The sequence below is a fragment of the Flavobacterium galactosi genome (assembly GCF_048158585.1).
In the GTDB taxonomy this organism is placed as follows: domain Bacteria; phylum Bacteroidota; class Bacteroidia; order Flavobacteriales; family Flavobacteriaceae; genus Flavobacterium; species Flavobacterium galactosi.
The window spans coordinates 298672-311964 of the sequence record NZ_JBLNKV010000006.1; the positions used below are offsets into that span (position 1 = coordinate 298672).

11 protein-coding genes are annotated in these 13293 nt (G+C 33.8%); 5 read left to right on the plus strand and 6 right to left on the minus strand.

The genetic code is table 11. From position 1 onward, the window contains the following. Positions 1 to 105: 105 nt before the first annotated feature. Positions 106 to 801: a LytR/AlgR family response regulator transcription factor gene (locus tag ACM55M_RS14530; RefSeq protein ID WP_416858374.1), complete on the plus strand. Its 696-nt coding sequence runs from the start codon at positions 106 to 108 to the stop codon at positions 799 to 801. Positions 802 to 809: 8 nt separating this feature from the next. On the opposite strand, the gene priA is transcribed toward ACM55M_RS14530, so the two are convergent. After that, a complete protein-coding gene (gene priA / locus ACM55M_RS14535) occupies positions 810 to 3260 on the minus strand; it encodes a replication restart helicase PriA (protein ID WP_416858375.1) in 2451 nt (816 codons plus the stop codon). Positions 3261 to 3318: 58 nt separating this feature from the next. Further along, entirely contained in the window at positions 3319 to 3753 is a 435-nt protein-coding gene (locus tag ACM55M_RS14540; RefSeq protein WP_416858376.1) for a DUF2147 domain-containing protein, read from the minus strand. Positions 3754 to 4013: 260 nt separating this feature from the next. On the opposite strand from ACM55M_RS14540, the gene gcvT reads away from it, so the two are divergent. Beyond that, positions 4014 to 5096 carry a glycine cleavage system aminomethyltransferase GcvT gene (gene gcvT, locus ACM55M_RS14545; protein ID WP_416858377.1) on the plus strand — a complete coding sequence of 361 codons (1083 nt, stop codon included), beginning with the start codon at positions 4014 to 4016 and terminating at the stop codon, positions 5094 to 5096. Positions 5097 to 5278: 182 nt separating this feature from the next. Beyond that, positions 5279 to 5992, plus strand: a complete 714-nt coding sequence (locus tag ACM55M_RS14550; RefSeq protein ID WP_416851363.1) for a YebC/PmpR family DNA-binding transcriptional regulator — start codon at positions 5279 to 5281, stop codon at positions 5990 to 5992. A gap of 246 nt (positions 5993 to 6238) precedes the next feature. Here ACM55M_RS14550 and ACM55M_RS14555 read toward each other — a convergent pair whose 3' ends face one another. Together ACM55M_RS14555 and ACM55M_RS14560 are read right to left on the minus strand one after the other, a co-directional pair. Then, positions 6239 to 7279, minus strand: coding sequence for a PLP-dependent cysteine synthase family protein (locus tag ACM55M_RS14555; protein ID WP_416858378.1), 1041 nt, complete (start codon positions 7277 to 7279; stop codon positions 6239 to 6241). Between the two features lie 71 nt (positions 7280 to 7350). After that, a complete protein-coding gene (locus ACM55M_RS14560; protein WP_416858379.1) occupies positions 7351 to 9411 on the minus strand; it encodes a S9 family peptidase in 2061 nt (686 codons plus the stop codon). Positions 9412 to 9552: 141 nt separating this feature from the next. On the opposite strand from ACM55M_RS14560, the gene ACM55M_RS14565 reads away from it, so the two are divergent. Then, complete coding sequence (locus tag ACM55M_RS14565; RefSeq protein WP_035671607.1) at positions 9553 to 9873, plus strand: YbaB/EbfC family nucleoid-associated protein; 321 nt, start codon at positions 9553 to 9555, stop codon at positions 9871 to 9873. Between the two features lie 84 nt (positions 9874 to 9957). Here ACM55M_RS14565 and ACM55M_RS14570 read toward each other — a convergent pair whose 3' ends face one another. Next, complete coding sequence (locus ACM55M_RS14570; RefSeq protein WP_416858380.1) at positions 9958 to 10980, minus strand: threonine aldolase family protein; 1023 nt, start codon at positions 10978 to 10980, stop codon at positions 9958 to 9960. 196 nt (positions 10981 to 11176) lie between these two features. Between ACM55M_RS14570 and prfB the strand changes: the two genes are divergently transcribed. After that, positions 11177 to 12275, plus strand: a protein-coding gene (prfB, locus tag ACM55M_RS14575; RefSeq protein ID WP_314897553.1) for a peptide chain release factor 2 whose coding sequence is annotated in 2 segments (ribosomal slippage) — positions 11177 to 11239 and positions 11241 to 12275 — 1098 coding nt in all. Because the reading frame shifts where the segments join, the coding sequence is not laid out codon by codon here. Between the two features lie 165 nt (positions 12276 to 12440). Here prfB and ACM55M_RS14580 read toward each other — a convergent pair. Next, positions 12441 to 13154, minus strand: coding sequence for a L,D-transpeptidase family protein (locus ACM55M_RS14580; RefSeq protein ID WP_416858381.1), 714 nt, complete (start codon positions 13152 to 13154; stop codon positions 12441 to 12443). Between the last annotated feature and the right edge of the window lie 139 nt (positions 13155 to 13293).

The window sequence follows — 13293 nt, forward strand, 5'->3', positions numbered from 1 at the left end:
ACAATTTCACTTTATTCGTTGTATGGTAAAAAAAACCGACGAAAATTAGTTTTTTAAATAAATGATTATTAAATTTACTATTCCAAATCTTAAAATTCAAAAATTATGAAACTTAATTGTGTAGTAGTTGACGATAGTTCCATTCAAAGAATGATCATCGCAAAGTTAGTGAATAATCATCCAAATCTGCATTTAATTGGTGATTTTTCTAATGCAATTGAAGCTAGAAGCTGCATGTCCGTGCATAATGTGGATCTAATATTTCTAGACATTGAGATGCCTGTAATAAGCGGTTTCGATTTCTTAGACGGTTTAAAAATTAAACCCCAAATAATCTTCATTACCTCTAAAGCGGAATATGCCATGAAAGCTTTTGATTATGATGCTACCGACTATCTACAAAAACCTATTGCTATAGATCGTTTCAATGCATCTGTTAGAAGAGCAATCGATCTATATTCTCTTAAAAAAGAAAATAAAGAAGAAGAAGGGGAACATATTTTTATTAAGAGCAATCTTAAAAAATTAAAAATTTTCACTGCTAAAATCAAATGGATTGAAGCTTTTGGCGACTACGTTAGAGTTGTTACCGAAGAAGACAGTAATTTAGTCCTTTCAACGATGAAATCTTTTGAAAATGATTTGTCTAAAGAAAAATTTATCCGAGTTCATAAGTCCTATATTATAAATATCGACAAAGTAGAACGTTTCAATAGCAAGTTTGCCGAAATTGGAGTTACCAAAATACCTTTAAGTAGAAATAAAAAAGAAGATTTAGTTAAAGCCCTATCATTTGCCTAAAATTACTTTCAATAAAAATCGACGTTTAGCGTAACTTTTATAGCTCTGTATTGAGCAACAGCCTCAAAACTATTCAATATCTTTTGAATAGTTTTTTTTGTGTTTACTACAGACACGTTTTGTGGAATTTTAATAATAATTGTTCGTATGTATTCATTCCTAATTCTATTTATAGCGGGTTCCTCAGGACCTAATACCGGCATAGTAAGATTTTGACTCATTACTTGATACAACCACATAGCACCTTCCTTTAGTTTATCAAAATCGCGCTGTTTTAAGGTCAGTTTTATGATTCTGAAATAAGGAGGATATTTATAAATTTGCCTGTCATACAATTGCTCCTGATACATTCCCCGATAATCATTATTAGTTACTTGCTGTATCGTATTATGATTGGGATTGTAGGTTTGAATAATAACTTTTCCTTGTTTCTCAGAACGTCCTGCCCGACCTGCTACTTGAGTCATCATTTGAAAACTTCTTTCGAATGCCCTAAAATCAGGATGATACAGCATATTATCCGCATTCATGATCCCCACTAAACTTACATTGTCAAAATCCAATCCTTTGGCAAGCATTTGCGTTCCCACTAAAATATCAATCTCTCTATTCTTGAAACTATCAATAATTTTCTCAAAACCAAATTTTCCTCGCGTGGTATCCTGATCCATTCTTCCCATTTTTGAATTTGGAAAAATCGAAATCAATTCTTGTTCTATTTGTTCTGTTCCAAAGCCTCTTGTAGTCAAATCAACACTGGAACACGAATGACAATGCGTAGGTTTTGCCATTGTATATCCACAATAATGACATCGCAACTGGTTTTTATGTTTGTGATAGGTCAAACTCACATCGCATTGCTGGCATTGTGGAACATTGCCACAAGTGATACATTCTATTATAGGTGAATACCCTCTTCTGTTTTGAAATAAAATCACTTGTTCGCCTAAAGACAAAGCTGTGTTGATTTCTTCAATTAAAACATCACTGAAATGCCCCGTCATTTTTTTGCGAAAGTATTTGTCTTTCAAATCCACCAATTCAATATTGGGCATCATCACGTTTCCAAAGCGTTTCGAAATTTCGACTAAACCATATTTCTCTGATTTTGCATTAAAATAAGTCTCAATACTTGGTGTTGCCGAACCCAATAAAACTTTTGCTTTATGCGAATGAGCCAAAACCACCGCAGCATCACGCGCATGATAACGCGGTGCAGGATCTACTTGTTTGAAAGTTTGTTCGTGCTCCTCATCTACAATTATAAATCCCAGATTATGAAAAGGCAAAAACAAAGCGGATCGCGCTCCGATTACCACTTGCGCTTTCTGGTAATTTGCCAAAACTTGATTCCAGACCTCGATACGTTCATTATTATTATATTTCGAATGAAAAACGGCTACTTTATTTCCAAAATAAGTCCTCAATCTCCCTACTAATTGCGTCGTCAAAGCAATTTCGGGCAATAAATACAATACCTGTTTTCCCGTTTCCAGATATTCTTCAATGAGCTTAATATAAATTTCGGTTTTTCCACTGGAAGTTACACCATGTAGCAAACAGACTTCTTTTTGAGTAAAACTATCTTTAATTTCTTCAAAAGCAGTTTGTTGCGCTTGACTTAATTGCAGTTGATCTTCTCTTATTTTTCCATTGAAATTTACTCGGTCTTCCTGCAGAAAATAATCCTCAAATATTTCTTTTTCGATTAATGCTTTTATAATTGCCGAAGAGGAATTAGCCGCTTCAACCAATATTTTAACGGTTATCGGTTTTTTCTCGGTAGCGCTTAATTGAAAATAACGCAGTACTATTTCCTTTTGCTTGTTGGCGCTTTTCAACGTTTCCAACAACTCCCCCAAACCTGCATTCGAATCGTATTTAGAATGCAAACGCACGTAACGAACTAACTTTGGTTTGTAACTTTCTGAAATTTCTTCCTGAAGAACCAATATATTTTTGTCAATCAATTTTTGAATAACAGGAAAAATATTTTTCTTGTTTAAAATAGCTATAACGTCTTGTACCTTGAGCGAATTTTGCTGTTGCAAGGCTTGATAAACCAGAAATTCATCATCGGATAGCAGGCTTTCGTCCACAAACAAATCTTGCTTTTGAGAAATTATAGTTTCGCTTTCCAGCAAAAGTCCACTTGGCATAGCACCTCGATACACATCACCGATAGCACACATATAATAAGAAGCAATCCATTGCCAATGGGTAATTTGGATTTCAGTAACTATAGGTTTTTCATCCAGGATTTGGTGAATTTCTTTGGCTTCGTATAAAGTGGGTTCATTTTGATGAATTTCAATAACCAGCGCCGTGTAAATTTTACTTTTACCAAAAGGCACTGCCACACGCATTCCTTTCTTGATATAATGAAATTCGGCTTCAGAAACGCTGTAGGTAAAAGTTTTAGCAAGAGAAAGGGGTAAAATTACTTCGACGAAATGCATTTTTAAGTTTTAGGTATTTATTATTATTTGGATAGGTATTGAACTCATTCTATTTGAATTAACTTTTTACACGGTACCAATATTGTGTTCGCCCAAACAATGAAATCCCTATAAAACCCCGAACTTTAAGTTTGTCTTTTGATTCTAAAGTAATGTAACATTTATAAAGCTTCCCGTTTTTAGGATCTAAGATTTTACCTCTTGTATATTGATTTCCTTCTTTTGTCAATCCTTTTATTACTATCATCCCAAGAATAGGTTTATTTTTATCCTCGCCTGAACAATTAGTACAAACTTTTTTTCTATGTTCTTCTTCCAAAATTTCAAATACTTTACCATAAATCTTTCCAGATTTCTCATAGATTTCCACTATTGATTTGGCTTTTCCAGTTTCATCATCAATAGTTTTCCATTTACCAATAATCGTTTGATTTTGACCATAGAAAATGGTAACAAAAAACAGTGCTATAATAACTAATCTACTTTTTTTCATGATGGTTGATTTTACTCTCGCAAATTAAAGCCCTCAAATTAATTAATTGTAAAATTAAACATTAAAAAGGAAAAGATAGTAATGAATAGCAGGAAATAGCTTCCTAACTTCATTGGATTAATTCCTTAAAATTATTTTAAAAAAATTGTTCCGTCTGCTATTACGAAAACGTTTGAAACTTTAAATTTTGCGTCTTTACGCCTTTGTCACCCGAAATAAAATCAATAAATTAGCCACTTGAAATTCTATACAAAATAATAATGAAAAATACTGCGCTTACGCACATACACGAGAGTTTGGGAGCAAAAATGCTTCCGTTTGCCGGATACAATATGCCTATTTTATATGAAGGTGTGAATGCAGAACATGAAACGGTTCGAAATGCTGTGGGTGTTTTTGATGTTTCACATATGGGCGAATTCTTGCTTACCGGACCAAATGCATTGGCTTTGATACAAAAAGTAACTTCTAATGACGCGTCGGTTTTGACAATTGGAAGAGCACAATATTCTTGTTTACCAAACAATGACGGTGGAATCGTAGATGATTTGATTGTTTACAAAATGAAAGAGGAAGAATATTTATTAGTTGTAAATGCTTCGAATATTGATAAAGATTGGGATTGGATTGCTGCACATAACGATTTGGGTGTAGCAATGAAAAACTTATCTGATGATTATTCATTGTTGGCAATTCAAGGCCCAAAAGCTGTTGAAGCCATGCAATCATTGACATCTAAGGATTTATATGCTATTCCGTATTACCATTTTGAAGTAGGTGATTTTGCAGGGATTGACAATGTAATTATTTCAGCAACAGGATATACCGGTTCTGGAGGATTTGAGATTTATTGCAAAAATTCAGAAGTAGAGCAAATATGGAATAAAGTTTTTGAAGCAGGTGCATCTTTTGGGATTAAACCAATAGGTCTTGCCGCTCGTGATACGTTACGATTAGAAATGGGATTTTGTTTGTACGGAAATGACATCAACGACACTACTTCTCCACTTGAAGCTGGTTTGGGATGGATTACTAAATTCACAAAAGAATTCACGAATTCAGAAAACCTGAAAAAACAAAAAGAAGCAGGAGTTTCTAAAAAATTAGTAGCTTTTGAAATGCAGGAACGTGCCGTTCCAAGACATGATTATGAAATCGTTGATGCTTCAGGCAATCCAATAGGAATTGTAACTTCGGGAACAATGTCTCCATCAATGAATAAAGGAATCGGTTTAGGCTACGTTACAACTGAAAACAGTGCTTTAGACAGCGATATATTCATTAGAATCCGTAAAAATAATGTTCCTGCTAAAGTGGTAAAACTACCTTTTTACAAGAAATAAAAAACATGCTGGTCCTTAAAAAAGAATCATTATTTGAATGAAGCCATTACAATAATTGAAGATTTTAATACTTTGAAATAAAATAATCCTACTAATTTATTTAATTAGATAAAAGAATTTAATTTGATTTTGGTAAAATAAGGAATAACTGTATTTTTGCAGTTCAAAATAATAAACTAGCAATGGGAAGAGCGTTTGAGTTCAGAAAAGGAAGAAAAATGAAACGTTGGTCAGCAATGGCCAAAGCATTTACCAGAATTGGTAAAGATATTGTAATGGCAGTAAAAGAAGGCGGACCAAATCCTGATGCCAACTCAAGATTAAGAGCGGTCATTCAGAATTCCAAGGCGGTGAATATGCCAAAAGAAAATGTAGAACGCGCCATCAAAAAAGCAACCGATAAAGATACCGCTAACTATAAAGAAGTTCTGTTTGAAGGATATGCCCCGCATGGAATTGCAATCTTGGTGGAAACGGCTACTGATAACAATAACAGAACCGTTGCTAATGTTAGAAGTTATTTTAACAAATGCAATGGCACAATGGGAACACAAGGTTCGGTTGAATTCATGTTTGACCATACGTGTAACTTTAGGATTCCAGCAAACGGAATTGACCCGGAAGAATTAGAATTAGAATTAATCGATTTTGGTGCAGAGGAAGTTTTTGAAGATGAAGACGGTATATTAATTTATGCGCCGTTTGGTAGTTTTGGAACTATTCAAAAAGAATTAGAGAACAGAGGATTAGAAATTCTTTCTTCCGGATTTGAAAGAATTCCTCAAATTACTAAAAAACTATCCGAAGCTGAAGTTGCTGATGTAGAAAAACTAATTGAAAAATTGGAAGAAGATGATGACGTGATGAACGTCTATCATACTATGGAAGAAGAATAGCTATCAAATTGAAGTCTTGAAATTATAGCTTTAAACTCTGGAGAAATCCGGAGTTTTTTGTTTTTAATACCTTACAATTTATCATTCCAACGAAGGAGGAATCTCATCAGAGTAACTTGTTTTATGTGGGATTTCTCCTTTATAGGAATGACAAAGAAACAGAATATTACTGAAAAACGAAAAACTCCATCAACTTAAAGCTGATGGAGTTTTCTATCTTAATACTTGATTCTAAAATCTCAGTACTTATTTTATAAATTCAATTTTTTGAGCTTCTTCTTCGTTAATACTATCAAAGAAACCTTGTTCATTCATCCAGTCATCGCTAAATACTTTGCTCATGTAACGAGAACCATGATCCGGAAATATGGCAATTATATTACTGTTTTTATCAAATTCACCTTCGTCAGCATATTGTTTTATTGCTTGTAATACTGCTCCAGAAGTATATCCTACAAATAGACCTTCTTTTCTGGTAATCTCTCTGGCAGAATGCGCACTTTCTTCATCAGTAACTTTCATGAACTTATCAATAAGGTCAAAATCAGTTGCAGATGGAATTAAGTTTTTTCCTAAACCTTCAATTCTATAAGGATAAATTTCATCGTTATCGAATTCTCTGGTCTCATGGTATTTTTTTAATACGGAACCAAAAGCATCAACTCCAAGAATTCTAATATTAGGATTTTGTTCTTTTAAGTATTTTGCAGTTCCGGAAATTGTCCCTCCAGTTCCACTACATGCGATTAGGTGTGTGATTTTACCATTTGTTTGTTTCCAAATTTCAGGACCTGTAGATTTATAATGTGCATCAATATTCAACTGATTGAAATATTGATTAATATAAACAGAACCTTTCGTCTCTTCGTGCAAACGTTTGGCTACATTATAATACGAACGCTCATCATCAGCGGAGACATGTGCAGGACAAACATAAACTTTTGCCCCCAAACTACGTAACATATCTATTTTATCTTTAGACGACTTAGAGCTAACCGCCAGAATACAATTATACCCTTTTATGATACTTACCATCGCTAAACTAAAACCAGTATTTCCGGATGTAGTTTCGATAATAGTATCACCAGGAGATAAAATCCCTCTTTTTTCAGCTTCTTCGATTATGTATAATGCTATTCTATCTTTAGAAGAATGTCCCGGATTAAAAGCTTCTACCTTTGCATAGAAATTACCTTCTAACTCTTCGGTGACTTTATTTAGCTTAATAAGTGGGGTGTTACCTATTAATTCTAAAACATTATTATAAGCGTTTATTTCTTCTTTCATAAAAAAATAGTTAGTCGCAGGCAATTTTTAATTTAGCCACGAACGTTGCAAATTTAACAAAAAAAATCTAATTACTTTTTAATTTTCTCTAAATCTAATAAAAAACTAAATTCTTTTGCTAATTCCTTTATAGCTTCAAACCTCCCAGATGCTCCTCCGTGACCTGCATCCATATTAGTATCGAGATATAAAACATTTGCATCCGTTTTAATTGTTCGTAATTTTGCGACCCACTTCGCTGGCTCCCAATATTGTACTTGTGAATCATGAAGACCTGTAGATACATACATATTAGGATAATTTTGTTTTTTTACATTGTCGTAAGGAGAATACGACAACATGTATTTGTAATATTTCTTTTTATTTGGATTCCCCCATTCATCATATTCTCCGGTTGTAAGTGGTATACTATCATCAAGCATGGTAGTAATTACATCCACAAAAGGAACTTGTGCTATTATTCCATGATACAATTCAGGTGCTAAATTCACCACAACTCCCATTAATAATCCTCCAGCAGAACCACCTTCGGCATATAAATGTTCCGGGGAAGTGTATTTTTGATCAATCAGAAATTTAGAGCAATCGATAAAATCAGTGAACGTATTTTTCTTTTTTAATAATTTTCCGTCCTCATACCATTGTCGTCCCAAATCTTCACCGCCTCGAATGTGCGCTATCGCAAACATAAATCCTCTGTCCAATAATGTTAATCGTGTAGAAGAAAAAGTGGCATCCATAGAATGCCCATAAGAACCATAAGCATATTGTAACAATGGATTATTTCCGTCTTTTTTCAACTCCTTTCTGTACACCATCGAAATTGGAATTTTGGTTCCATCTTTTGCTATTGCCCAAACACGTTCTTCTTTATAATTATTTTTATCAAATTTACCTCCAAGAACCTGTTGTTCCTTTTTAATTTCTCTTTCTTTGGTTCGCATATTGAAATCAATAACCGAAGATGGTGTAGCGAGCGATTGGTATCCATAACGCAAAATTTCTGTTTCAAAATCAACATTGGTTGTGGTGTAAGCGGTATAGGTTTCGCTTTCAAAAGGCAAATAATACTCCCCTTCCCCATTCCAAGGCATAATCCTGATTTTGTTCAAACCATTCGAGCGTTCTTCAACTACTAAATAATTAGCAAAAATTTCAATGTCTTCCAATAAAACATCTTCTCGATGCGCTATAACTTCCGTCCAATTTTCTTGTGATGTGGCTGTTTCCAGCGTTTTCATCAATTTAAAATTTTCGGCATCATCTTTATTGGTTAAAATATAAAAACTGTCTTTATAGTGATTAATGCTATATTCTACTCCTCGGATTCGTTTTTGAAAAATTTCAAATTTTCCGTCAGGATTGTCTGCATTCAGAATTCTATATTCGGTTGTAAGGGTACTTCCAGACTCAATTGCCAGATATTTTCTGGATTTAGATTTTGCAACTTCAACATTATACGTATCATCTTTTTCAAAATAAACTAAAACATCATCCGCTTGTTTTGAACCTAATTTATGTTTGAAGACTTTATCAGACCGCAACGTAACTTCGTCCTGCGAAGAATAAAAAATGGTTTTATTGTCATTTGCCCAAACTGCAGTTCCTGTAACCCTTTCTATTTTATCTTCAAGAATTTCATTGGTTTCTAAGCTTTTAACCTGAACCGTATAAATTCTTCTTCCAATTGTATCGGTACTAAAAACAGCTAATTTATTATCCGGACTAATACTCAAACCGCCCAATTGAAAATAGGATTGTCCTTTGGCCAATTCATTGCAATCAAACATGATTTCTTCTTTTGCCGAAAGACTTTCCTTTTTTCGAGAATAAATAGGATAATCTTTTCCAGTTTCAAAACGGGTGATGTAGTAATATCCATTATATAAATAGGGAACAGACTCATCATCTTCCTTGATTCTGCCCTTCATTTCTTCAAATAATTCCTTTTGGAAATCTTTGGTATGATCCGTCATTTTATGGTAATACTCATTCTCTTTATTCAGGTAATCAATAACCTCAGGATTTTCTCTGTCATTCAACCAAAAGTAATCATCAATTCTTGCATCCCCTAAGTTCTCTAAAGTTTTCGGAATTCTTTTAGCGACTGGCGGTTGTATATTTTCTGGCATCGTTTGCGCGTTTATTTTAATAAGTGAAGCTACAAAAATAACACAAAGACATTTTAAAACGATTCAATTTTCTATCTAATTTAACATGCTTATTACATCGAATGTAGTAATTTCGTAATTCAATAATTAAAATTTATCAAAATGGATTTAATGGGAATGATGGGAAAACTTAAGGAAACCCAACAAAAAATAGAAGATACTAAAAAACGTTTAGACACTGTTCTTATTGATGAACAAAGCACTGATGGTTTATTAAAAGTTACTTTGACTGCCAATAGAAAAATAAAATCAATCACAATTGACGATTCTTTATTAGAAGACAAAGAACAACTAGAAGATTATATGATTTTAGTCCTAAATAAAGCTATTGAAAAAGCAACTAAAACAAATGAAGCGGAACTTGATGCTGTTGCAAAAATGGATATGCCAATGATTCCAGGAATGGATAATCTTTTTAAATAAAAAATTTAAAGTTTAAGGTTTAACATTTTTTGATTGCGATAAAAACTTTAAACCTTAAACTTCAAACAAATTTTCCAAACAGAATTACACTAATTTTTGTAGGGTTTCCATAACATACGTATGCATCACTTCACGGTAATCAAGATGCGTTACTATTCTCAATTTTCCATGTCCCATAGAACTGATTGAAATATTTTTTTGTTTTAACAATTCAATTAAATTCTTTTCAATGCAATTTGGCACTAATGAGAAAATCAAAATATTAGTCTCAACCGGTTCTACCGAAGCTACCCAACTTACTTTTTTTAATACTTCGGCAATTTCTTTAGCTCTTCGATGGTCTTCGGCAAGACGCTCAATATTATTATCCAAAGCATAAATTCCGGCTGCTGCCAAATAGCCTACCTGACGCATTCCGCCACCTAATATTTTTCGGATTCGCAACGCCCTGTGAATCGTCGCTTTGTCACCCAATAAAACCGACCCGATTGGCGCTCCTAAACCTTTGGACAAACAAACTGAAATCGTATCGAATAGTTTTCCAAATGCTTTAGGATCTTGCTTTTTGGCCACCAATGCATTCCATATTCGGGCACCATCCAGGTGAAATTTCAAATTATTGGCATCACAAACCTGTTTTATTTTTTGTAGATCTTCTAATTCATAACAAGCTCCGCCGCCTTTGTTAGTTGTGTTTTCCACACAAACTAAACTCGTTAACGGACTGTGATAAAACTCCGGATCATTAATTGCTCCGGCCACTTGTTCCGCAGTTATCATTCCGCGATTTCCGTCTAATAAACAGCAGGAGACACCGCTGTTAAAAGAAACACCACCTCCTTCGTAATGATAGACATGCGCATATTTATCAGCAATTAATTGTTCCCCTGGTTGTGTATGTAATTTTATAGCCGTTTGGTTTGCCATAGTTCCTGATGGAAAAAAAAGGCCTGCTTCCATCCCGAACATTTCGGCAACTTTAGCTTCGAGCTCAATTACAGTCGGGTCTTGTTTGTATACGTCATCTCCAACTTTGGCATTCAACATATGCACTAACATTTCGCGAGAAGGTTTGGTAATCGTATCGCTAACTAAATTTATTTCCATATCTATTTTTATTTTCAGTACGGACAATTCTTGAATTGTCCCTTCGTAAAATTTTTCTATTTTTGTGCCACAAAATTACATAATACCGTTTGTTAATTCAAGCTAGTTCAGTTAAAACTAATCTAAATGAATGATATAACGGCATTTTGTATAAATATTGGAAAACCGACCTATTTAATTTAATATAATATAATTTATGACAACTACCGAACAAATAAAGGGTATTGTAGAGCGCCTTGGTGCGTTGAGGAGGTATCTTTGACGTTGATGCCAAACTAATTGAAATTTCAAACGAAGAAGAAAAAACTTTTGCTCCCGACTTTTGGAACAATGCAAAAGAAGCTGAAGTCATTGTAAAAAACCTTAGAAACAAGAAAAAGTGGATTGAAGATTACAACAAAGCAGTCGAAATGACTGATGAGTTGCAACTCGCCTATGATTTTTATAAAGAAGGAGAACTTACGGCCGAAGAATTAGACGAGCAATACTCGACTACTGCCAATCATATAGAAGCAATAGAATTCAAAAACATGCTTTCGGACGAAGGCGATACTTTGAGTGCTGTTGTGCAGATAACTGCTGGTGCGGGTGGAACCGAAAGTTGCGATTGGGCCGAAATGCTCATGCGCATGTACATGATGTGGGGCGAAAAATATGGATACAAAATAAAAGAACTGAATTTCCAAAAAGGAGAATCTGCGGGTATAAAAACCGTAACACTCGAATTTGAAGGCGATTATTCTTTTGGCTATTTAAAAGGAGAAAACGGCGTACACCGATTGGTTCGAATTTCGCCTTTTGACAGTAATGCTAAGCGTCACACCTCATTTGCTTCCGTTTATGTTTATCCGCTTGTAGATGACAGTATCGAAATTGATATTAATCCGGCTGATATTGAAATTACAACTTCAAGATCCAGTGGCGCAGGTGGACAAAATGTAAATAAGGTCGAAACCAAAGTACAATTATTTCACAAACCAACGGGAATTCAAATACAATGTTCCGAAACACGTTCCCAACAAGATAACAGACAACGTGCGATGCAAATGTTACGGTCTCAATTATACGAAATTGAGCTAAAAAAGAAACAGGCACAACGCGCTGATATCGAAGCTGGTAAAATGAAAATAGAATGGGGTTCACAAATCAGGAATTATGTGATGCAGCCCTATAAATTAGTAAAAGATGTTCGTACCGGTTATGAAACTAGTAATGTTGACGGCGTTATGAATGGAGAAATTGATGAATTCTTGAAAGCCTATTTAATGATGATGGGACAGAAAGAAGAGGAATAGTTTTCAGCTTTCAGTCTCTAACTTATTATTTCTCCCGAAGTTTCGGGAGAAGGAGAAATCCCAAATTTCATATACAAATCCTCTCCACTTTCGTTTATCGAAATGTTTGAGAGGATTTTTTTTTAATTATAATAGCTTATTTTCAGACGTTTAATGTTCTAAGATTTACAAACCGCTTTTCAAAACATTAAAATTCCCCATAATAATTGTTGGGTTTCGTTTAGGATCTAACCAATTTACCATCAACTTCATATTTTCTTCATCAATAGCAACACAACCAGCAGTAAAAAAAGGTTTTTTAACAGCCAAATGAAAAAATATTGCACTCCCTTTTCCTTTTATAATTGGGTTCATATTATATTCTATAACCATACAATACTTGTAAGCATCAGTCTTTAATAATAGATTTTCATACGATTTTGCATTGGTAGCACCTTTCACATACGTATTGTAGTCCTCTGAATTAGGATCATCAATCCATTTATCTTCGGCAGTTGTTTGTTGGTTTTCCAATAGTGTGTTTAGTTGTTTTTCATACGTATATAATTTTCCTAAACTAAATATTCCTGTTGGGGATTTTCCATCACCTTCACGTTTATTAAGTGGCGGTGCAAAACCATTTTTACCAATACCAACTTTTACTGGACCATATTTCACCAACCACTTATCTTTTTTCTCTAATGCTACAAAAAAAGCAGTAGAACTTTCCGGTTGATAATTGTACACTACCAATAATTGTTTGCTATTTTCTAACTTACTTTTATTATGCGCTGCAATTAATAATGCATTTTTAATCGTAGTAGTATTTGTTTGAGCCTTTAGGGTATCACAAAAAAATAGTATTGCAAGCAAAAACAAAAATGGGTTTAAAAGTTTCATTTATTTTGGGGATATTATTAAATAGCCATCAAGAAAATCACATTAGCATTCTAAATTCGAATTGTATTCTTACTCACAAACGTAGCAAATTTATCATAAAACTATTATACTGTTCTAACTCCAATTTTTTATTCTACGA

Excerpts from the sequence above, each read along its gene's own strand:
- ACM55M_RS14530 (WP_416858374.1), top strand. The coding sequence starts at position 106 with ATGAAACTTAATTGTGTAGTAGTTGACGATAGTTCCATTCAAAGAATG.
- priA (WP_416858375.1), bottom strand. The coding sequence starts at position 3,260 with ATGCATTTCGTCGAAGTAATTTTACCCCTTTCTCTTGCTAAAACTTTT.
- ACM55M_RS14540 (WP_416858376.1), bottom strand. The coding sequence starts at position 3,753 with ATGAAAAAAAGTAGATTAGTTATTATAGCACTGTTTTTTGTTACCATT.
- gcvT (WP_416858377.1), top strand. The coding sequence starts at position 4,014 with ATGAAAAATACTGCGCTTACGCACATACACGAGAGTTTGGGAGCAAAA.
- ACM55M_RS14550 (WP_416851363.1), top strand. The coding sequence starts at position 5,279 with ATGGGAAGAGCGTTTGAGTTCAGAAAAGGAAGAAAAATGAAACGTTGG.
- ACM55M_RS14555 (WP_416858378.1), bottom strand. The coding sequence starts at position 7,279 with ATGAAAGAAGAAATAAACGCTTATAATAATGTTTTAGAATTAATAGGT.
- ACM55M_RS14560 (WP_416858379.1), bottom strand. The coding sequence starts at position 9,411 with ATGCCAGAAAATATACAACCGCCAGTCGCTAAAAGAATTCCGAAAACT.
- ACM55M_RS14565 (WP_035671607.1), top strand. The coding sequence starts at position 9,553 with ATGGATTTAATGGGAATGATGGGAAAACTTAAGGAAACCCAACAAAAA.
- ACM55M_RS14570 (WP_416858380.1), bottom strand. The coding sequence starts at position 10,980 with ATGGAAATAAATTTAGTTAGCGATACGATTACCAAACCTTCTCGCGAA.
- ACM55M_RS14580 (WP_416858381.1), bottom strand. The coding sequence starts at position 13,154 with ATGAAACTTTTAAACCCATTTTTGTTTTTGCTTGCAATACTATTTTTT.